Annotated in this window: 27 protein-coding genes; 4 read left to right on the top strand and 23 right to left on the bottom strand. The window is 50.3% G+C overall.

The window, feature by feature from the left end:
- Position 1 precedes the first annotated feature (1 nt).
- Complete coding sequence (locus MXE28_RS00430; protein ID WP_247239682.1) at positions 2-856, top strand: IS3 family transposase; 855 nt, start codon at positions 2-4, stop codon at positions 854-856.
- A gap of 275 nt (positions 857-1,131) precedes the next feature.
- The gene (blaACI, locus tag MXE28_RS00425) at positions 1,132-1,986 is read left to right on the top strand and encodes an ACI family class A beta-lactamase (RefSeq protein ID WP_247239681.1); all 855 of its coding nucleotides are present in this window, start codon (positions 1,132-1,134) and stop codon (positions 1,984-1,986) included.
- Positions 1,987-2,187: 201 nt separating this feature from the next.
- Here blaACI and MXE28_RS11615 read toward each other — a convergent pair whose 3' ends face one another.
- Genes MXE28_RS11615 through MXE28_RS00405 form a run of 4 tightly spaced genes read right to left on the bottom strand, consistent with a single transcriptional unit; the run spans position 2,188 to position 6,015 of the window.
- Positions 2,188-3,756, bottom strand: coding sequence for a recombinase family protein (locus MXE28_RS11615; protein ID WP_247239680.1), 1,569 nt, complete (start codon positions 3,754-3,756; stop codon positions 2,188-2,190).
- Complete coding sequence (locus tag MXE28_RS00415) at positions 3,741-5,420, bottom strand: recombinase family protein (protein WP_247239679.1); 1,680 nt, start codon at positions 5,418-5,420, stop codon at positions 3,741-3,743. The genes MXE28_RS11615 and MXE28_RS00415 overlap by 16 nt, the downstream gene beginning before the upstream one ends.
- Before the next feature lie 48 nt (positions 5,421-5,468).
- Complete coding sequence (locus MXE28_RS00410) at positions 5,469-5,630, bottom strand: SHOCT domain-containing protein (protein WP_193352757.1); 162 nt, start codon at positions 5,628-5,630, stop codon at positions 5,469-5,471.
- Entirely contained in the window at positions 5,623-6,015 is a 393-nt protein-coding gene (locus MXE28_RS00405) for a deoxyribose-phosphate aldolase (protein WP_014128550.1), read from the bottom strand. The genes MXE28_RS00410 and MXE28_RS00405 overlap by 8 nt, the downstream gene beginning before the upstream one ends.
- Positions 6,016-6,265: 250 nt before the next feature.
- Here MXE28_RS00405 and MXE28_RS00400 point away from each other — a divergent pair, with 250 nt between their 5' ends.
- Positions 6,266-6,925, top strand: a complete 660-nt coding sequence (locus MXE28_RS00400; protein ID WP_014128551.1) for a DNA-3-methyladenine glycosylase — start codon at positions 6,266-6,268, stop codon at positions 6,923-6,925.
- A gap of 2 nt (positions 6,926-6,927) precedes the next feature.
- Positions 6,928-8,016 (top strand): restriction endonuclease, SacI family, encoded by a 1,089-nt coding sequence (locus MXE28_RS00395; protein ID WP_014128552.1) that lies wholly within the window; start codon positions 6,928-6,930, stop codon positions 8,014-8,016.
- Positions 8,017-8,044: 28 nt separating this feature from the next.
- On the opposite strand, the gene MXE28_RS00390 is transcribed toward MXE28_RS00395, so the two are convergent.
- The 19 genes from MXE28_RS00390 to MXE28_RS00300 form a co-directional block, all read right to left on the bottom strand.
- Positions 8,045-9,112, bottom strand: coding sequence for a DNA cytosine methyltransferase (locus MXE28_RS00390; RefSeq protein ID WP_014128553.1), 1,068 nt, complete (start codon positions 9,110-9,112; stop codon positions 8,045-8,047).
- Positions 9,113-9,131: 19 nt separating this feature from the next.
- Complete coding sequence (locus MXE28_RS00385; RefSeq protein ID WP_021840512.1) at positions 9,132-9,323, bottom strand: hypothetical protein; 192 nt, start codon at positions 9,321-9,323, stop codon at positions 9,132-9,134.
- A gap of 86 nt (positions 9,324-9,409) precedes the next feature.
- Positions 9,410-9,703, bottom strand: coding sequence for a hypothetical protein (locus MXE28_RS00380; protein ID WP_014128554.1), 294 nt, complete (start codon positions 9,701-9,703; stop codon positions 9,410-9,412).
- A 115-nt stretch (positions 9,704-9,818) separates the two neighbouring features.
- Positions 9,819-10,085, bottom strand: coding sequence for a hypothetical protein (locus tag MXE28_RS00375; protein WP_014128555.1), 267 nt, complete (start codon positions 10,083-10,085; stop codon positions 9,819-9,821).
- A 2-nt stretch (positions 10,086-10,087) separates the two neighbouring features.
- Positions 10,088-10,645, bottom strand: a complete 558-nt coding sequence (locus MXE28_RS00370) for an N-acetylmuramoyl-L-alanine amidase (protein ID WP_014128556.1) — start codon at positions 10,643-10,645, stop codon at positions 10,088-10,090.
- On the bottom strand, positions 10,581-10,826 hold the full coding sequence (locus tag MXE28_RS00365; protein WP_071818993.1) for a hypothetical protein: 246 nt from the start codon (positions 10,824-10,826) through the stop codon (positions 10,581-10,583). Before MXE28_RS00365 ends, MXE28_RS00370 begins: the two co-directional genes overlap by 65 nt.
- A complete protein-coding gene (locus MXE28_RS00360) occupies positions 10,823-11,680 on the bottom strand; it encodes a hypothetical protein (RefSeq protein ID WP_014128557.1) in 858 nt (285 codons plus the stop codon). Before MXE28_RS00360 ends, MXE28_RS00365 begins: the two co-directional genes overlap by 4 nt.
- Before the next feature lie 12 nt (positions 11,681-11,692).
- A complete protein-coding gene (locus MXE28_RS00355) occupies positions 11,693-12,199 on the bottom strand; it encodes a hypothetical protein (RefSeq protein ID WP_021840511.1) in 507 nt (168 codons plus the stop codon).
- A 13-nt stretch (positions 12,200-12,212) separates the two neighbouring features.
- Positions 12,213-12,425 (bottom strand): hypothetical protein, encoded by a 213-nt coding sequence (locus tag MXE28_RS00350; protein WP_075581369.1) that lies wholly within the window; start codon positions 12,423-12,425, stop codon positions 12,213-12,215.
- A complete protein-coding gene (locus MXE28_RS00345) occupies positions 12,415-12,780 on the bottom strand; it encodes a hypothetical protein (protein WP_075581370.1) in 366 nt (121 codons plus the stop codon). The genes MXE28_RS00350 and MXE28_RS00345 overlap by 11 nt, the downstream gene beginning before the upstream one ends.
- Entirely contained in the window at positions 12,777-13,049 is a 273-nt protein-coding gene (locus MXE28_RS00340) for a hypothetical protein (protein WP_225723669.1), read from the bottom strand. The genes MXE28_RS00345 and MXE28_RS00340 overlap by 4 nt, the downstream gene beginning before the upstream one ends.
- Before the next feature lie 12 nt (positions 13,050-13,061).
- Positions 13,062-14,045 (bottom strand): hypothetical protein, encoded by a 984-nt coding sequence (locus tag MXE28_RS00335; protein ID WP_170088046.1) that lies wholly within the window; start codon positions 14,043-14,045, stop codon positions 13,062-13,064.
- A complete protein-coding gene (locus MXE28_RS00330) occupies positions 14,038-14,604 on the bottom strand; it encodes a putative phage tail protein (RefSeq protein WP_247239678.1) in 567 nt (188 codons plus the stop codon). The genes MXE28_RS00335 and MXE28_RS00330 overlap by 8 nt, the downstream gene beginning before the upstream one ends.
- Complete coding sequence (locus tag MXE28_RS00325) at positions 14,591-15,658, bottom strand: baseplate J/gp47 family protein (RefSeq protein ID WP_247239677.1); 1,068 nt, start codon at positions 15,656-15,658, stop codon at positions 14,591-14,593. Before MXE28_RS00325 ends, MXE28_RS00330 begins: the two co-directional genes overlap by 14 nt.
- Positions 15,655-16,083 carry a DUF2634 domain-containing protein gene (locus tag MXE28_RS00320; protein WP_281493508.1) on the bottom strand — a complete coding sequence of 143 codons (429 nt, stop codon included), beginning with the start codon at positions 16,081-16,083 and terminating at the stop codon, positions 15,655-15,657. Before MXE28_RS00320 ends, MXE28_RS00325 begins: the two co-directional genes overlap by 4 nt.
- A gap of 13 nt (positions 16,084-16,096) precedes the next feature.
- Entirely contained in the window at positions 16,097-16,516 is a 420-nt protein-coding gene (locus MXE28_RS00315; RefSeq protein ID WP_247239675.1) for a DUF2577 domain-containing protein, read from the bottom strand.
- Positions 16,517-16,520: 4 nt separating this feature from the next.
- Positions 16,521-18,041: a hypothetical protein gene (locus tag MXE28_RS00310; protein ID WP_247239674.1), complete on the bottom strand. Its 1,521-nt coding sequence runs from the start codon at positions 18,039-18,041 to the stop codon at positions 16,521-16,523.
- Positions 18,016-18,750, bottom strand: a complete 735-nt coding sequence (locus tag MXE28_RS00305; RefSeq protein WP_247239673.1) for a hypothetical protein — start codon at positions 18,748-18,750, stop codon at positions 18,016-18,018. The genes MXE28_RS00310 and MXE28_RS00305 overlap by 26 nt, the downstream gene beginning before the upstream one ends.
- Positions 18,750-20,870, bottom strand: a complete 2,121-nt coding sequence (locus MXE28_RS00300) for a phage tail tape measure protein (protein WP_247239672.1) — start codon at positions 20,868-20,870, stop codon at positions 18,750-18,752. The genes MXE28_RS00305 and MXE28_RS00300 overlap by 1 nt, the downstream gene beginning before the upstream one ends.
- Positions 20,871-20,926 lie beyond the last annotated feature (56 nt).

The following is a 20,926-nucleotide window of genomic DNA, read 5'->3' as shown; positions in this document are numbered from 1 at the left end:
CATGGAACTATCCGGAGAAATTCCGGTGAAGCTTCTTTGCAAGACAATGGGCATCCAGAGGAGCAGTTTCTACGCTTGGAAAAAACATCTTTCTCAGCCGTCGGGCAAAGAAAAGCGCCTTTTGAGCAACGTCCTGCTGTTCCAGGAGTACCATTGGAAGTATCCATCGCACGGCTATCGCTGGCTGAACGCCAAGATACGGTTGGACAAAGAGATTGTCCTGTCCGATCCCTATGCCCACAAATGCTGTAGGATTGCGGGAATCAAGAGCAAATCCAAGCACTACAGGTACAAGAAGGCTGGCGATCCAGCGCGGATATTTCCCAACCTGCTCATGTCTGAAATGCAGATCGATGGGCCAATGCAGTGCATCGTGAGTGATATGACCGCTTTTTATGTGAAAGGCATCTACCATGAACTGACTCTTTATATGGATCTATGGAACAATGAGATTGTCAGTCATTCCCTCTCTGCAAAACGCGGTGATCGCATGACTTACATCAGCGGACTGGAAAATCTGATTGAGTGGCAAAAACGGCATCCGGAGCACCAAATGGTTCTCCATTCTGACCAGGGATCGGTCTACGCCTCCAAAGCCTACAACGAGCTATTGCCCATGTACGGCATCACCCGATCCATGTCACGTGCCGGGACCCCCACAGACAATGCCGCTATGGAGTCCATCAATGGATGGATCAAGGTGGAGCTGTTCATGGACTTGCATGTGACCGGCGAGAAACCGGTCAAGGAGGAGGTGGATGACTACATTCTTTTCTTCAATGAACAGAGGCCAGCCTATTCCTTAGGCTACCTGACGCCGAAGCAGTATCGGGAACGTCACACGCCCATCTGCTGATCTCGTCTGCATTATCGATGGCATGGTTTGTCTAACAAGCTTGAAGGATGTCAGAAAAGTTGATGAATCTTGTACATCGATTCGTTTTTTATGCCTGATTTTTTTAGTTTTGTGTCCAATTTTTGTTGACAAGTGCAAGTGACTGCATCTTTGATTGTATGAAGTGATGTATTAGTAATGGCAATAAGAGTGCTAATTGCTGATGATCACGCTCTATTGAGCCAATACGACCCGTTGAATTTGGCGGGTCGTTCAACAGATAGTAGGAGGTTATTATGAAGAAATTTTGTTTTTTGTTTTTGATAATCTGTGGCTTGATGGTTTTCTGCCCTCAGGATTGTCAAGCGCGGCAGAAATTAAATCTTGCTGATCTGGAAAATAAATATAACGCCGTGATTGGTGTTTACGCCGTTGACATGGAGAATGGAAAAAAAATTTGCTACAAACCTGATACGCGTTTTTCCTACTGCTCGACACACAAAGTTTTTACGGCTGCAGAATTGCTAAGACAAAAAAATATCTCCGATTTGAATGAAATTCGTAAGTTTTCGGCGGAAGATATTTTGTCCTACGCGCCAATCACCAAAGACCATGTTGCTGATGGCATGACGCTGGCGGAAATTTGTTCGGCATCGCTCAGGTGGAGTGACAACACGGCGGCAAATTTAATTTTGCAGGAGATCGGCGGCGTGGAAAATTTCAAGGTGGCACTTAAAAATATTGGCGACAAAACTACCAAACCTGCGCGAAATGAACCTGAACTTAATCTTTTCAATCCAAAAGATAATCGTGATACTAGCACGCCGAGACAGATGGTAAAAAATTTGCAAGTCTATATATTCGGCGATATTTTGAGCGACGACAAGAAAAAACTGCTGATTGATTGGATGAGCGACAATTCCATAACCGACACGCTTATCAAGGCAGAAACTCCGCAAGGTTGGAAAGTTATCGACAAGAGCGGTTCAGGCGATTATGGGGCGCGGAATGATATTGCCGTGATTTATCCGCCCAATCGCAAACCCATTGTCATGGCGATAATGTCGCGCCGCACGGAAAAAAATGCAAAATCTGACGACGCTATGATTGCGGAGGCGGCAAAACGAATTTTTGATAATTTAGTATTTTAAAGGGGCTTGATAGCATCGGTATTGCCGATGGGCAGAGAGGGCCATCACGCAAAAATATTTCGCCAAACATTTATATCTCACTCAAACTTCGCACACCTGAAACCCTTACTATTATATCATATTCCGATTTTCTTCATCAAAAATACGGCAGAGAATCCTGCGTTTCCTCTTGGATTCTCTGCCGTAATCCTTTTTTCCTGCTTATGCTCTGATTTCCGTCCCGTCCTTGAAGGTCACCCGGATATCGTCTTTGCTGTACACTGTGATGAAATCCACCAGGCTGCCCCACAGCCGGGCATCGAACTCCTTAATGAGATCCTGATTCCTAAGCTCCTTGATGAAGCTGTCCATCTGACGGCTCCGGGCCTTGCGATACTGGATGGCTTCACAGGTCTTGTCGTACTGCGTCTTCGCTGCTTCATACCGACTGACCAGTTCGTTGTAGTTCCGGTCATAATCATCCTGGTTCTGCGCGACCCTGGCGTTCTCGGCTATGAGCTGCTGTATCTTGTCGGCCAGCAGGTTCAAATCTGTGCTTATCCTGTCCCGCTCCTCTTCCAAGTCTTCTGTGTCAGTGAGCCGTTCCTTCAGCAGTGTGATGCTGTCAAGTACGTCCGCTTTGTTTTCGATGAGCTGATTGACGGCCCGGACGAAGGCTTCCTTGATATCATCCTCTGTCAGATGTGGTGTCTTGCAATGGCTCTTGAACTTATCGTTGCATCGGTAGATGGTTCTGCGGTACTTGTCGGTCGAATGCCAGACCTTGGCCCCGTACCAGCCTCCGCACTGGCCGCACTTGATTTTGCTGGAGAAGATGGATACGCCGCTGTAACGTCCCCTGCCTTCACGCCGCCGCTTGATTTCTTCCTGTACCCAGTCGAAGACCTGCGGGCTGATGATGGCTTCGTGGTTATTTTCCACATAGTACTGCGGCACTTCCCCTTCATTCGCTTTCGTTTCTTTGGTCAGGAAGTTGACGGTGAACCGCTTCTGCAGCAGGGCATCGCCCTTGTATTTCTCATTTGTCAGGATGCTCTCTACCGTCCCCGGATACCAGCGTTTCTTTCTTGCCGGAGTTTCCAGCCCTCTGGAAGTCAGCTCCCTGGCAATGGAGTGGAAGGTATACCCGTCCAGGAACAAGCGGTAAATCAGTTTCACCGTCTTGGCCTGTTCCCGGTTGACGACCAGATTCCCGTCCGGTCCCCGGTCATAGCCAAGGAAATGGCCGAACGGAACACACACCTTCCCGTCAGCGAATCGCTTCCGATGGCCCCAGGTGACGTTTTCCGAGATGCTCCTGCTTTCTTCCTGCGCCAGGGAACTCATGATGGTGATGAGGAGTTCGCCCTTGGCATCGAGCGTCCAGATATTTTCCTTCTCGAAATATATCTCGATGCCCTTGTCCTTGAGCTTGCGTACCGTCGTCAGGCTGTCCACGGTATTTCTGGCAAAGCGGCTGACTGATTTTGTGACGATGAGGTCGATTTTCCCATCCATGGCATCCCTGACCATCCGCTTAAAACCATCGCGGTGACGCGTGTTGGTCGCCGAGATGCCTTCATCGGTGTAGATGCCGACGAACTCCCAGTCATTCCTCTCCTTGATGTAATTCGTGTAATAGTCCACCTGTGCGGCATAGCTGGTAACCTGGTCATCATGGTCCGTGGAAACCCGGGCATAGCCAGCTACTCTCCGCTTCTTCCGGCTGTTGATTGGGGCCGCCGTATAACGGCTGATGGTGGCCGGGATGGCCCTTACTGTCTTTGCCACTTTTCTCTACTCTCCTTTCTCCGTGCCTTGGGACGCCGCTTGGATGGCGTAGGCGTATAAGAAATCTCTTCTGTTCTCCCACTCTTGAAATGGACAGTCAGGCAATTTGGCTTTCCGGCTTCGATAGATTCCACTTTCTCCCGGAATCTATCCTCATCAAAAGTCTCTAGCCCCATGGCCTCTGCAACCACACGCTTCAGCTCATCTTCCCGGATGCTGACCGATTCACATTTGCCGCCTTTGCTGCATCGCCAATAAACAGGCCTGTCATGCTTCGTTTTGCACCGCCGGAAAGAGGATCCGCACAAGGCGCACCGGACACGTGTCGTAAAGGCGGAGAACCGTGTTCCCTTGCCATTGGCCATGTAGTTTTTCATCCATGCCCTCTGGCGATCCTTATACTCATCGGTCCAGCAATCCTTTTTCGCTGTTGATACCCAGTGCCGGATAAGTTTCTGTCCGTTTTTCATACAGAAAACCATCACATGGTATTCTGGCACTACTATCTTTTCGACCTGGTCAAGAAAAGCCTGCTCGTCAAAATCATCCAACCCCAGAACTTCTGTACTCTCCTTCACAAGGACTGCATGCGGGATACTGCCTTTTGCGCCGCAATTCCGGCCTTTCAGCTTATGGGAGCCGCAATCCCAGAATTCTTCAAAGCCCCGGTCTGTGCGGCGATTGTGCATATAGCTCCGACCGCAGATGCCGCATTTGATTTTTCCCGTGAAACAGGTCGTGTTCAAGGACTTATTGGCCAGCGCCCCCAGTTCCTTTCGCCGCGCCATCTCCTGCTGCACGTAATCAAAGGTTTCCTTGTCGATGATAGGCTCATGCGTATTTTCAACATAATACCTAGGCAGTTCGCCCCGGTTCTTCTTCCGCTTCTTGAGGATTGGATCCGTCACATATTCCTTCTGGAAAAGCATATTGCCAGTATAGGTAACATTGGTCAGGACAACCCTGATGTTGGAATCCATCCAGCGGCAGCCATTCCGGGTCGTGATGCCTTCGGCAGCAAATTCCCGTTCGGTTTCAAGACGTGACTTGCCATCAAGGAAATTCTGGAAGATGCGTCTGACAACAGCTGCTTCCTTGGGGACTACCACCAGGTTATCCCCTTCCCAACGATACCCGTAAACACGGAACCGCCCGTTAGGATTCCCCTGCTCAAATCGTTTCTTCACTCTCCATCTGACATTTTCGCTGATGGAACGGCTCTCTTCCTGGGCGAAGGAGGCCAGGATGGTCATCATCAGCTCGCCGTCCCCGCTCATGGTATGGATATTCTCTTTTTCAAACCAGACTTCGACGCCTAGCTCTTTCAAATGCCGGACGGTACGCAGAAGGTCTACGGTGTTGCGTGCGAAGCGCTGGATGGACTTGGTCAGGATGATGTCTATCTTCCCGGCTTCGGCATCTTCCAGCATCCGCAGGAATTCCTGCCTCTTCTTCATCCCCGTCCCAGAGATGCCATAGTCGGCATAGACCCCGGCGTATTCCCAGTCCGGGTTCTTCTGGATGAGGCTGCTGTAATAACTGACCTGCGCCGAAAGGGAATGGTGCATCCGCTCCGATTCCATGGATACGCGGGCATAGGCTGCGACTTTCTTTCGCTGCTTCAAATTTGGTATGCGTCGTTCAATCTTACGGATAGTCCGCATAGAATCAGCTCCTTTCGACACTATATATCACTCTGTTTGATACAATTATCAAGTGTATAAGTCCCCGGAAAACGGCGGATAGCGGCGGATCATCTCCTGCACGAAGTCCCGGTACTCCTTCCCGGTGATGAGCTTTTCGGCCAGCATCCGCCTTGCCAGATGCATCACCACCTGGAAGGCTGTTTCATTTTGAAACGACCTCTTATCCATGGCGGACACCTCCGAACCGGTATGCAATATAGCAGGCATGGGAGCAGAACTTCCGATGGCTGTTGCCGTAGACAGTGAATTTCTTCCCGCAAGCCGGACAGGTATAGGTGTAGACTGCTTTCCGCTTCACCAGCTCCAGATGTGCATTCCACCACTTATTCCGGCAGACATCGCAGCAGAACCTTTTCCGCTTCCGTCCCGGATTCTGTTCAATCGGCTTTCCACACTGCTCACAGACTGCCCCCGCTGTACTGGCAGCAAGACTGTGCCGTCGGCAGAACGACTTCACCGTGTTGATGGAAATCTGGAGCCGCGCCGCAATCCTGCCATACCCCGCCCCATCCCGGCGCAGGGCAATGATCTGTTGTTTCTGTTCGTCCGTCATCGAGGACACCTCCTGAAAATTTAGCTTTTAGGAGTAATAGGACAGAACAGCTATCGTTAAGTACTTTGATGGCAAAAAAATACGGATGCCCATGTGAGCATCCGATTTTTCATTACTCGTACTAAATAATAAGTACGGCTGTGCTGTACCTATAGTAGCTGTCGTTTCAGTGTGTTATAATTAAAGAAACTCAATATAAACACACCACGGCTTAGAAAATTTACAGACGGTGTGTACACAAGGAGCTTCTATGGCCGCTATCGTCACCTTGAATCAAGACAGCCCTTCTGTCCAATATTTATGCAAAAAAGATAAACGACTGACAAAAGTCATCAGCATGGTTGGCCCGATTACCTATGAACCACACACTGATAATCCCTTTCCTTTTCTGATCCATGAAATCATCGAGCAGATGCTGTCGATAAAAGCCGGAGCCAAAATCTATGGGCGGTTTGAAGAATTATGTGCTGGTCAGATAACCCCGGAGTCTATTTCAAAGCTCTCCGTTGAGGAAATCAAGGCAATCGGTACTTCTACTGCGAAGGCTAACTATATAAAAAACGCAGCTTCAGCCGTCTTGACAGGAGAACTTGATTTTACGAAGTTTCCTGATATGACAGATGAAGCTGCGCTCAAAGAATTAGTCAGTCTTCGCGGCATTGGTACTTGGACTGCAAAGATGTATTTGATCTTCGTCCTGGACAGACAGGATATCCTGCCATTCGAAGACGTTGCTTTTTTACAAAGCTACAAATGGCTTTATAAAACAGAAGATGTGTCGAGAGCATCCATAGAAAAGAAATGTAAAAAGTGGAAGCCCTACTCCTCCATTGCTGCCCGGTTTCTTTACCGGGCTTTGGACATGGGATTTACAAAAAAAGAATTTCATCTATTTAAAAGGAATGATTAATTATGGGAATGCGAGAAGAAGCAGAAAAAATACTAAAAAAAGCATATGCTGTTGCGAGTTATAATCCAGAGTCAACTTGTACACATGAAGAGTTAATTGATTATGTTATTGACAACACCCATCTGACTTATAAATATGTACTGTTTACAGCTCTTTTATCTAAAGCTACTGATGAAAAAATAAATCCTCTTTGTCTTCAAAAGAAATCAACGCTTCCAGGAGCCTATGACGCAAGAACAATTTGTCATAAAGTAATTGTGCCTTTTGAGATGGAAGTCTTAAAAAAAGCGATGGGTGGCTCTAATGAACCTTTTTTAAACAAACCGGCCCGGTTCCCTGAACTAAGCAAAACCAACGCAGTTCGCAGAGGAAATGACCAAAATATATTAAATGCATTATGTGATAATTTACCTACAATAAAAACATCACAAGATGCATTTGATTGTTTGGTGTACTTACTCTGTAAATTAATCAAATTACGAGATGCACAAAAAAAATCTTTGAATTTCTATGTACGTGAAACTTCGAATACCCCAGCTTTGTTATGGACATACATCATAAAAGCGCTGAAAGAAAGCTTCGAAGGTGAAATTCTTACTTTAATGGTTGCAGGAACGTATCATTTAATTTATAAAGACCGTCCTGGTGCAAGAGTCGAAGTCCATCCCGTTAATCAAAGCGGTGCGTCAGGACGAGAAGTCAGCGATTTAGATATCTACGTCGATAATGAGTTAATTTCTTCTAACGAATTAAAAGATAAAAATTTCTCTGAACCAGATGTTCGACATGCTGCAGATAAAGTTATTACTGCAGGCGGAAATCATATGTTATTTATTTTTGGTCCTCGAGCATGTCCTGAATCAGATTTCATTAATGATATTCAGCAAGAATATCTAAGTAAAAATTTTTTCTTACGTGTAGTACCCTATAACGAATTCTTTTCTAGCTTACTGAACTGTATCGCCGAACCAGACACTAAAGAATTTATGAAGTTCATTCTAAAAGTTGCGCATGACACTAAATTCAAAGAAGAAGTCATCGCATACCTAGACGCCTTAGGTCAACAAATTTTTGGGTTGAAGCATATTTGACTAATAAAGATGGAGAAATATGAGTTCCTTACTCATACTTCTCCATGTACTTCAATGTAGCTTTAGCTACAGCCTCGGCTAGATTGCAAGGTACAGCATTACCAATTTGTGTATATATTTTCCCTTTATTTCCACAAAAAATATAGTCATCAGGGAAAGTCTGTATACGAATAGCTTCATTGATTGTCAAACGACGTAATCGTTTTGGAGCTTCTTCGAATTGGGGAGTTATTGATCCATCAAGTAATCCTTTATGGTATTTTACTACCCAGTCTTCATCAGCCTTTCCGTACAAATATTCTTCATCTACAAAAGGAGTTTTGTTTCCTCCCATAGAAGCTGGCAGCGTATTTGCATATCCATCGATATTGATTGGTCTTCCCTGGCCATTGAAGTACATTCCTGCATATGGTGATTTTCTCATAATTGGATGAGTTGCGAATGTAATTTTGGCCGTACATGTATTTGGGTTTTTATCCGTACCAGCCTTTCCTAAATCTTTTAATAAGTCTCTAATGATAGGGGCTTTTTTCTTTTCCTCATCTAAAAGCTCATTCATATGGTACTCGAAAAAGATGTCTGAATTATCCCTAACCCCAACAAAAAATACACGTTCCCTTTTTTGCGAAACATTAAACTCAGTTGCATTCAAAACAAAGGGTAAGCATTGGTAGCCTAACATTGCGGCTGTATCTAAATATCGTTTTCTGACGTCCCCCCACTTTTCTAACTTTGCCAAAGCTTTTACATTTTCCATCACGAATGCCTTGGGCCGTACTTTTTTTATAACATCCAGAAATGTAAAAATCAATTTACTTCGACTATCATCAGGGTCCATTTTACCCGCTACAGAAAACCCTTGGCAAGGCGGCCCCCCAAAAACAAAATCTACTCCAGAATACTTATCAAGCTCATTAATGACATTGTTGATGTCATCATTAATCATTCTGCTTTCCTGATGATTGGCTTTATAAGTTTCTGATGCTTCTGGCATAATTTCGTTTGCAACAAGAACTTGGATTCCCGCTTTTTCAAAGCCAACATCCATTCCTCCCGCACCTGAAAACAATGAAATCGCAGTTTTTTTCTTATCCATATGAACAACTCTACTTTCTTTATTTATTGGCTTTTATATATTTTCCTGTATGTATTCTTGCATCGATAGGTTTAAGTGCATCAATCGGAATTGCCCACACTCTACTGAAACGAAAAGCGCCTTCAATTCTTCCTTCGCTGCATAACACTTGAATACGTCGCATAGTAATATTCCACTTCTTAGAAGCTTCCTTAACCGTCATATATTCCATGATTACTTATCTCCAGAATTTACGTATGTCTGATTTTATACCATTAAGCGAACAATATCAAGTAAAAACAGGGCTTACGGCTATTCTTAATACCGATTTACAAAGACTTCATAAAAGTCACTACGTTTCTCTTCATCATCGAAATCTGCATCAATGAACATCTGCAGTTCTTTCTTCATTGATTCATACAGAGAAGATGAATCTTTGGCATCAGAATAAGCAGTGTGAACCATTTCGCCGTACACACCACAGGTGATGGCATCGTAACGAATGCATCGTTCTAAGGTAATACGGCATTGTCCTTTATATTCTTCATCTTTTAGAATCTTGCCGCCTTCAGAGCCGATTTGATTTAATTCTTCGGTGAGTACCTTCCACATGTTGCTTTCCTCTCAATCAGCCATTTACAGTCCAGACATTGAAAGTTCTTATTTTTCATTGTAACATAAAAAGCCAGTACAGAACATCCTTCCCGATGTCCCATACCGGCTCTTTTCATGCAATCTTCTGTTTTACATCAGCCACGATGGCTTTGACCGCCTGCTGCATCAAGGTGATATACAGCCTGTTCCGGATCTTCACCCACCAGCTTGTGGTGGTCTGGATTTCGGCTTCCAGCGGGTCTGTGAGGTTCTTCATCTGCGCTTCCACCAGCTTCTGGACATCATCCAGGTCGATGGACTTGATGGCCGCTTCGGCTTCGCTCCTGGCAAAGGATACGACGGCATCGGCGACGGCTTTCTTGATTTCATCACGATTCATAGTCACTTACCTCCTAGAATCAGCTGTTCGTAATCGGTGATGCCCCGTGCCACTGCTCTGGCCAAGGCATCCTGAGCATTGGCCAGGATTTCTTCATCACTAGGATTGGTGATGAAGGCCAGTTCGACCAGGACAGCGGGCATGTCCGTGTTCGTGAGGACATACAGGCCGTTGACGCCGGGCGTGGCAATCTTCACGCCCCGGTCTGTCGTATCCAGGGCATCGACAATCTGGTTCTGGATGCAACTAGCCAGCATGCTGCCACGGTAACTGCCGGCACAGGCCCAGGTTTCCGTGCCGTTGGCTTCTTCGGATTCAGCGGCATTGCAGTGGATGGACACGAAGATGTCCGCATCACTGGCATTGGTGGCCTCGCAGATTTCCTCCAGGCTGTCAGACTGGAGCAGTTCTGTTGCTACTCCTGCCGCATTCAGGTAACTTTCCGCAGATTGACCGACTGCCAAAGCGACATCGCACTCACGCAGACCGCTTTCACTATTGACGGCCCCCGGATCGGGATGGCCGCCCGGCGCATGGCCGGGATTCAGGAATACTTTCATGTTTTTCTTCTCCTTTCTGATGAACGGCGGACTTCACGGTGCCGCCGATGTAACCGAGAAGCCCTGACGCAATGGACATAGCCAGTTCGTTCAGGGCATAAAAAATCGCCAGGATTAGTGCTGTGACCAGACCGATAATGACGATACAGTCGGGGATATTCACTTTCTCAAACAAACTCATCCCACCACCTTAACTGTCAGTATGACTTCTGCATTTGTCTCTGAAGATTCTGCCAGATAAGAATATAAAGCATCTGATATTTCCCCAATCATTATGACCCCCAGATCATTATCTTTCTCATAGAACAATTCTGTGGTATCCGATATTCCTGTCCCTGTCGTAAGTTCAACTTTGCAACCTGCATATCGTTTTTCTTCATCCAACAGGAACAGCAGCCCTTTACGGCTTCCATTTTCCAGAGCCCCCACGCCGACTATCTTAGGGCTTTCCGGGGATTGCTTCGTCGTCATAAGCATATGGCCAGTCAGCCACTGCGTGCCCTGTCCCGTCATCGTAAGGCTTACATCTGTAAAAGGAACAGTGGGAATCGGGGCGGCGTCGGTTGCACTGACAATCATGCCATTACTGATGGGTGCCGATATATAAGCAAGTTGAGGATTGGTACTGCTGTTTTCCTGCTCTTCCCCGTTGATAGTGATTTTCCCCGCATAATAATCGGTATCTGCTTTCAAGTTGATGCTCAAGGTATCCTGATACGTTGTAGCATATACGGTATTTCCATCTGAGTCTGTTTGTGAGGATAACTCCGGATGGTTGCAGGTAAGCGTAATGGTCTGATGCTCTTTTTGAATCAGGGTTATCGTCTTTCGTGCATCTGCCTGTGACAGGTCAGCCGTCCCCGTCACCAGTTCACCCTCTGAAGTATAAAACTTTTTCCCCTTAGCCACATCGGCGGCTTTCGCCGTTGTGTCAGACACTTCGCAGAACCGTGCCCTGCCGCCTTTTTTTAGGGGAATCAGGATGGATGGCACTTCGCTGTAACTGGCTCCGGCTATCGTCACATTTACCTTCATGGCCTTCCCTCCTTACTCGACAGTCAGGATTTTCGTCAGGCTGTCCTGGGAAACGGAAACGGTCGTCAGACTGCCCGTCACCTTGGTACCATTGATGTAGGCCGTCTTACCGCTGACAATCGTCCCCGCGGCGGCGGTGGCATCACTGGTATCGACTACGCTGGACTTGCCGCTGATGCCGAGGACCGTCACCCCGGACTTGATGTTCCCGCTGACCAGCTTGGCCTGTTCCTCGCTGCTGATGCGGACTGCCCCTTTGCCGTTATGGAACCCGGCCGGGATGGTATACGTGCCATCGGCCTTGCTGATACTGCCGCTGATGGCTCCGTTATTGGGCATGGAACCCGCGACGAAGCCGTTCCCGATAAAAGCGGATTTTCCCGTCAGGATATCGCCCGATGCCGCCGCAGCCCCGGTCGTATCATAAAAGACAGCTGTCCCCTGCCCTTCTGCCAAAGGGATGGAAACCTGCGGCACTTCCGCATACACGACCGAATTGATTTTTACGTTTTTCGCCATGTTGATTGCTCCTTTACTCGACTTTCAACTCATAGCCATTAAAGCTGATTCTGCCATAGTTCGACGGGATGGCAGCTACCGTCACCCGGGAAAGGGCCGCATGACCGCTGTCAGCGGTGACGACCTGTTCCTCGTCGGATGGGACGATGCATTTTTCCTGAAAGTCCCCGGAAGGGGCTTGGGGCATGGAAAGAATGCCGACAAGGTTGTTCCCCTTATGTGCCATTGTCCGTCACGCCCCTTTCCAGGAAAAAAGGCCGGGGCGGAATAAGGGTATCGGTGTATCCGTTCTCCCGCACCAGCTCCACATCATAGATATAACGGCCGCAGGGAAGGTTCCGGGTATCGTCCGGCCAGAAAACCAGGAAGCACGCCGCCCCTTCCTGCCGGATGCCCTGTTCCAGTGTCTTGGTCAGAACAGGTCTTTCATCGGTGAGACTGCGCTTCAGCGTGAACGTCAGCTCATCGCGCTTTCCAGGGATGAAAGGTTCCCCCGTCACACGGTCGCAAATGACCAGGCGGATTTCTGCCGAATCGCCCCTCACCAGGCGAATCCGGTTCTGCACCACGGAGAAGCTCATTTCCATCCCCCCTGTTCCGGCTGCCGCTGTTCCATGGCATCCAGCCTGCGGTGGGCATGTTCTGCCAGGGCTTCCACCCGGGACAGCCGTTCCGCCATTTTCTGCCGCTTAGCTTCCGTATCCGACAGCTGGCGGCGAAGTTCTGCGATACAGTCCCGGAGGCTCCGCACCGATTCATTCAACGGCTTGATGACGCTGAAATTAAAGATGACGCCGCAGAGCATCAGGACCGATACCAAGGATGCGGCCATCTGTAACCATTCAGCCATATTCCTCACCTCCTAGCCTGTCCGCTGGAACATGTACACGACGATGGACGGCTGCATGTTGTTGTGCGGCTGGCCACCACCCGTCCGGGAAAGGCTGTGGGAATGATTTCCATCCCAAGATGTATGCCCATCCACCTGATTGCCATGCCAGCAGCCGTCGCCATACCCTACGGCAACAGGTGCATCATTGCCTTCACAGGCATCCCACTGGAAGTTGCGCGGCAATGACCCGCAGGACCAGTGACGATGATTTCCGCTGTCTCCGACTGTATGGCCATGAGCCGGAGTTTCTGGAATCGTAAGGTTGTGCTTCTCCTCGCCCAGCTTGTCCCCGGCCTTGTACATAGTTCCGCTGTCTGCCGCTCCGGCCCCGATCAAGCAACGTCCCATGGCAAAAGCCACCCAGGTCGTTCCCGGCCAGTACGTTGCCGGATTCTTCCCGTCCGCAGAAATGTAGATGGCATTGACGGGAAAAGGGCATGCCTGGATTTTGGCCACGGCTTCTTCATCCATATCGGCATAGGTGACCTTGCCCCAGCTGCCATTGCTGTGCAGGACGGTATTCAGCTTCCCGGCTGAAGGTGACGGGACCATTCCGCTCTGGCCTGCTGTCTTTTCGCCGCAGCCACTGAAATCCGGCAGGGTGATATCCTTCGTGCCGTCAAAAACAACCCGGTGAATCTTACGCCCCGTCTGCAACTTCGACGCACTGGCCGCATTGCCGCTGATGCCGCTGGCATGGGCCTTGGCATCGGTCAGATGGGCATTGATGTCAGCTGCCGTAGCGGAAATCCGCTCATAGAGCCGGGCATCATTGCTGACCAGCTGGGACACGGTCTTGTTCTGCTGGTTGAAGACAACCGGGTCTTCCGAAAGATACTGTGGGAAAAGCACATCATAATCCAGCGTATTCTCCACAGCTTCTGTGGGCCGGACTTCCTGTCCGGCACGGTCCGGGAAGTCGGCAGACCATTTCTCTTTGCTATAATCATCCATTTGTCATCACTCCTTTCTTGGATACGATGGTCGCCGTCGAGAAGGTGGCTTCTCCGTTCCAGTGAATCTTGCCATTCCAGGAATAACCCAGGTAGATGGCATACCCCAGATGGGCCGGCTTGTAGATGTTGAGCTGCGTGATGAGCTTCTGCAAGGTCGTGGTATCTTTGTCGTTCATGATGCAGTACACCTTGAAGTAATACTCCTTATTGACTTCCTCGATATGGCCGGCACTGTAGAGATTGATGATGGAGTTCATGAAATCTTTCGTAGACACATCCACGTGCTGCAGCTTGAAGAGAATCCGCTGCCTGCGGAATTCGTCGCTATCTCCGTCACCGGGCTTGATGCCCAGGAACGATTCATAGAGCGGCAGCGCCCAGGTGGCGGTGTTCACGAAGAAGTTGTCCGCCAGATCCTGCAGAGCCAGGCGCAGGCGGTCATGCTCCTCATTGCAGGTTTCTGCCACCCGGCGGAACATCGGGTCTTTCGATAAGAAATGCGGCAAATACTTCAGGATATCCATCCGGCTCTGCCGCATCCAGTCATTGGCTGACAAGGTTCAGCACCACCTTCCCTGCCACGGGGATCTGCTCGTTCGTCAGTTCCACGTTGGCCGCTTTCCCATTAAGCTTCAAATCCTTATAATCCGTAATGCCGCTGATGGAAAGAAGAAGTTTCCCCATCTGGGCCAGGCTGACATAGGAAAGCGTGAAGCCCGTCTGCTTGAGATAGGCTGTCATGGCTGCTTTTACGGCATCGGGGCTGGCTGTGCCATAGACATCTGCCGTCAAATCAATGGTTAAAGGTGCCGGTGAAACGACGGTCACAGTCGCTCCAATAGGCCGCTGGCTTTCGATGTAGTCGTAAACTTCCTGAATCAGTTCCGCCGATGCCGATTCGTTCTCTGCCGTGACGATAATGACCTTCACTGTACCATTGCCCTGCCAGAGCGGGATGACTTTGCAGTTCCCGACGCCATCGACAGACATGGCCCAGTCACGATAATGATTGGCATTGCCCGAGGTGATAGGCTGGCGCACCCGGAACAGGAGCCGGGCAAGGAGTGCGTCATCCGTTTCTTCATCCGCCCCATCGGTGCATTTCTTATGGTTAACGACTGCCGAGATATTCGGGATGGAATAGGGGATTTCTGTAATCGTTCCTTCGGCCACATTGCCACTCGCCCCGTCATCGGCAGCTTCCACGGGAATCGTAACCTCAGAGGCATCGGCAGGAATGGTGGCCGACTCCAGGGTATAAAATCGCTGGCCGTCTTTTGTCTGGAAGAGACTGCTGCGAATGATGTAGGCTCCTGCCATCCCCGTCACCGTAACTTCTCCTTTGGCCTTGACGGCTTTCTTGCGATCGACGCCAAATTCCGCTGCCCGCAGCGTCAGGTAGTCGCCCCAGGACGTTTCGGCAAAGGCCGCGTCGCGCAACATGGCCATCTCGGCATAGCTGCTCTCAAATTCCACAGCATTGGCGTCGATCAGGTCGCGGGCAAAGGTGCCTTCCATGGTACTTTGCTCTTTTTCCGTAATGGTGTGCAGGGTCTGGGCCATGCGGCTCTCAATCACATCTTTGGTCTGTGCATCAAATAAATTGCTCATGCCTCGCTCCTTCCTGCCGTCACAATCAATGATTCGTCACTGTAAATGGAAGTGACGTCAACCGTAATGGCCAAATCATCCCGTTCCCGCTTCTCCACCTCGATATGGTTAATGCGGGCAATGTACGGATTCACCATCAATCCCTCACGGATATTCTGACAAATCCTGTCTGCTGTATACTGGCTGTTTGGCGCTCTCCCCTGATACGGCTCGATGGTAATGCCATAGCTGTCATCATACGCTAAGTAGCGGTATCGTTCGGTGAGAATCGCTTTATAAATCCAGACCTTGAGGGCTTCGTTTTCCGTCACCATCAGGTTCTGGCCTTTTTCGTCGTAGCGGAAGCACTGCTTATCAAAGTCATAGCCGTATTCTACGAAAAGAGGCAGCGACTCATTCCGGTTCGCTGCCTGGATGCTGTTCATTGCTACAAAAGGATCAGCCATGGCCATCAATCCTCACAATCTCGTCCAAAATGATGTACTGCTGGATCCGGCCATTGATGAGCATGGGCATGATGGCCACATACATGCCGGGCTTCAGCGTATCCGTATAGATGACGGAATCGGTGTAGTCATTATCGATATCATGATTATGGGACTGGTAAGCCGCATCACCGCTGCCGCCGGCACGATTCTGTGTCGCCGATACCAGATGCCCTTTAGCTGTGCGGCCATAACCTGCCAGGAGATAATGGGAAATCCACAGCTCCTCTTTGGTCAAAATGATGCCATTGTAGCGGACCTTGATATCTGGCGGCGAAGCAAGGATCTGCCCGATTTGAATGTCCGGGCTGTTGCTGCTGCGGCTGACCTGCTCCATCAGATCCAGCAGGCTGATATACGGATTTTTCTGCACACGCTCACCCCCTTGAGGTCTTGATAATCGTTGCCGGATAATAGTCGCTTCCCATATCGATGCTGCCTTCGTAGTGATGAAAACAGCCATAGACATTGGAGCTGTTGCCCCAGCAGCCGCCGCTCCCGTCATAGACGACGACATGCCAGTTCGGATCCGGCTTGCTGTAGCGGTTGTACATGATGATGTCGCCCTTTTCGAGCTGCGACGGGTCATAAGGGATAGCCAGACCCTGCGCTTCGGCATCGGCCCGGAGCTGGTCGCAGCCTTTCACGCCATTGTTATATTCCTGCGCTGCGAAAGGGGAATAGCCCGCCGCGGCGATGGTTGCCCGGTCGACACAGCCTTCTGAGCCATAGGGAGAAACGGTACCCTCGAAATTGGCCATGCACGCATCGACCACACTGCTGCCAGCCACAGCGCCACCTGTAGAAACAGAAGATGTCGATTCCGTTTCCGCTGGCGGCACATAATCCGGGTTGGCATTGTACGATGTACTGTCCAGTTCCTGTTTCTGCTCATCCAGCAGTTTGTTGAATACCAGATGCAGCTCCATCAGGTGCTTGTTGCCTTCGATTTTATGGCTGTCTGACTTGATGAAGAACTGGCCCTTGAGCTGTTCTTCCTGGACTGAGACAGAAAACCCGGCGATACACTGGATATGACCGATGGCCCGGATGGACATGTCATGGGCGACGGTCTTCAGCATGGCCCTTGCCTGCGAGGCATCGTCCTGCTTGGGGTCGGCCTTGCAAATGGCCTGGATGAGACCGAATCGGTCGATATCCGTCTGATTGGGCAGTTCGCCTTTCGTCTGCCCGGTACTGTCGACGACGATGACCTTAGAAACCATGTCTTCGACCGACTCCGACACGGAAGCGCCGGTCAGGTTTGTCACATCGCTGATCAGGAAATCTTCCACCACCTGGTTGTTCATGCAGACCACGTTGAGCTTCCCTTCGGTCATGTAGATATGGTATCCCTTGCCATCCTGTGCAGACTGATAGGATAATGCCTGCTTGATAGCCTCCGTAGCCGAGATATCATCGGCAATGAAATTGCAGGTGACGGACAGGTCAGGAATAGTCCCGGCCGGAATAGAAAAGTCATTGATGGTCTGGCGGATGGCGTCGGCCACTGTGACGTTCGTGTACTTCTTGGTTATGCGGGACTTGGCCAGATAGACGATATTGTCAAAGGATGTAAAATGCATCACGGAAGAGCCGCTCTCCCGGCTGCGGCCAAAAATACGTCCCTGGAACAGGTGGACAGTCTGCTGCGTTTTATCGTCAATGTGGATAAACAGCACCTCGTCCCCCAGTTCCAGTTCCGGATTCTGCCAAGATTTATCCCGCGTCGTATAGGCCAGGTCGAATTCCAGCCTGCGTCCGGCCTGCTCGACGTCCCCGGACCAGGTTGCACAAATCAGCCAGCCCGTAAGGTCTGCGTTCTCGGGCTTTTTCAGGCCTTCCGTCTGAGCATCCTCGGTATTGGTTTTCTTATTGATTCTTTGCAACTGGAACATTTTCATCATTCCTTTTGAGGTTCATCGTCGTCAGGCGGATGATATCCCCGGGCGAAAGACCGCCGTTACGGACAATGCTGCGATAGATTTGGAACTTCGAGAACTGCTCATTGTTGAGCGTCACCGATTTCCCCACGGCCCGGCCGATGACGTTCCCGATACTGTCACCGGGATAATAGGTGATGTTCTTCTTCATCTTCGACCAGAACGACTCCGGCCGCTTCTTCAGTCCCGTAGCAGTCTCGGTCTTTCCTGTCTCAGGCGCCGTAACGTAGCGGTACTCTGTCAGGCCCAGCTCGTAATAGACATCGCCGCTGCCGTCCTTTTCGCCAAACTTGAAGGATGAAATCAGGCAGGGCATGGAAAGTGGCGTGTCTGATACCGTCAGCTGACAGACGCTGTCACCGGTACGCATCGTTTCCAGTTGGGCAATGTACGTATAAGGTGCCAGCCCCATCATGGCAAAGGGATAATCCTGGGCCGGAAAAAAGCCGGAAAGGGTCAGTGTCTTGAGTCCCGTCTTTCCCATCATAAGGTAGTCGCCGAAGTTATTGATGTTCACCGTGCCATGATTCGTATTGACAGATACCATCAGCTCCGAAGGCAGGACGGGAAAGACCACCGCTGCCGATTCAGAAGAGAGTGAAATCGTGAGGGAAGACGCAGCCTGGCCGATGGCGTTCAACAGGGATGCTAAGAAAGAACTCATCAGAGGGTCGCTCCTTTCATGCGGTTCATGCCGTACAGTCTCATTTTTTCGACGAGTTTTTCAGCGACGGCGTCGATGTCCTGCTCGCTGCGGACGTTCATCGTATCAATGCAGATGGTAATGCCGCCGCTGCCGGCGTTCATGGCCTGGCGGATGCTTTCATCATGAGGTATGACCGTACTGCCATTGGGCAGGTGTACCAGCTCGCCCCGGCGGTCTTCATTGATGACGGCAAAGCCGCCACGAAAGTTCTCGACACCGCTTTCAAAGTGGCTGATGCTTGGGATATCAAAGCCCACGTGGGTCGGCGCCCCGCCCGTAAGGGACGGAATGTCGATGGACAGACTATTGACGCTGGCAATGAGTCCGTTCACCTGGTCAATGACCCAGTTCACACCGCTGCGAAAGGTGTCCTTGATGCTCTCCCAGATACTGGAGGCCGTCTCGCTGATGCCATTCATGGCTCCGTCCCAGGCAGAACTGATCCAGTTCATCCCCGCATCGACGGCGTCCGATACAGCCTGTATAGCCTGTTCGATATATTGCGACACCGTATCCCAGTTACTCCAGAGGAGATACAGCCCTGCGATGATGGCCGTGATGACGATAAGAATGGGATTGGCCATGGCTGCGGCGCCTACAGCACGGATTATGGTGATCATCATGCGTCCGGCAGTCAGAAAGGTACTGCCCATGCCTCTGGCCACGATGGCAATGCCCCGGCACACTGGAATGAGTCCTTTGAACTGAGTCAAGAGATACTTCGAGACACTGCCAGCTTTGCTGATGCCCGTAGCAATAGAGTTGAAAGTACCAAAAGCCCTGCCGCCGACCGTCAGCACCCGCCCTAGGGTGGAACCGAAGAGCTGGAAGGTCACGATGCCAAAAGCCACCTGTCCGATCAGCGTTTTCTGTTCCGGTGTAAGCGCACGAAACCAGGCAGCCAGTTCCTTGACGCGCATCGACATGGCCTTGAAGTACGGCGTAAACGACACTGCTAAATCCATGCCGGCATTCTTCAGCTGGTTCATGGCAATCTGCATCTGCTCCGACGGGGTCAGCATCTTCTCATAGGCTTCCCGGGTCATGCCGGCAGACTGGGCCATCTGGTCCATGACCTTATCGAAGTCCCCGGCTCCCTTGCCCGTCAGGACCAGGATGCTGTTCAGGCCCTCGACAGAGCCAAAGAGCTGGGCCATCTGTTCGGCATCGCCGCCTGTCACCCGCTTCACTTCGTCCAGGAACTTCACCCAGCCCACGCTCTGCAGATGAGCCGCATTGAACTCAAGGCCAAGGGACTGAGCCAGTTTCGCCGCTTCGGCAGACGGCTTCAGGATGTTGCTGTAAGCCGCCTTGAGTCCGGTAATGGCCTCGCTGGTCCGGATACCGTTCTTGGTCAGGACGGCGATGGAACCGAACAGTTCCTGGGTACTGACATTGAGCTGTGCCGCAATGGGGATGACATTGCCCATGGACTGGGCCATCTCGCCAAAGGATGTCTTGCCGAAGTTCTGTGCCAGGAGCATCTGGTCCGTCACCGCCGTGGCTTCTTCTGCCGATTTTCCATAGGCATTGAGGACCGTGGTCACACCGTTAACGGCAGTCGTCGTGTCGGTGAAGCCGGCTTTCGCAGCAATTGTCATGTCTTTGACAAAGCCCACGGCATGGGCCGCATTGACACCAGCGGAAATGGCCTGGTAGACCGATTCCGAAAGATCAGCGACACCTGCGCCCGTTTCATCGCTGACTGCACGAATCTCATCACTGACCTTCTGCATGGAAACGACCGTCGTGTCGACCAAAGTCGAAATCTTGGCGATACCGTTGGCAAAGTCGCTGTGCAGCTTGAAGCCTGCCGTTGCGGCTGCCAGGATGGGGGCTGACAGCAGGGCCATCTTGTCTGATAAGCCGGAAATCTTGCTTCCCGTCTGCTCGATGCTCTTCGCCGTCCGTTTCTGGATGCGCTCATGCTCCGTCAGCTTGTCCGACAGTCCGCTGACCGATTGTTTCGCCGCCGCCATCTGGGTCTTCATGGTCCCCAGGCTGGCATTGACGCTACGCACGGTCGGCGTGAACAAATCCCGCAGCCGGATGGCGGCATCGATAACATTATTGGCCATGCTGTTTCACCTCTCAATGTTGTTACAGATATTAAAAATATAGTAAGATAAAAGAA

The organism is Veillonella sp. KGMB01456 (assembly GCF_023051165.1).
Taxonomy (GTDB): Bacteria; Bacillota; Negativicutes; order Veillonellales; family Veillonellaceae; genus Veillonella_A.
This window is presented reverse-complemented; position numbering and strand designations above follow the sequence as displayed.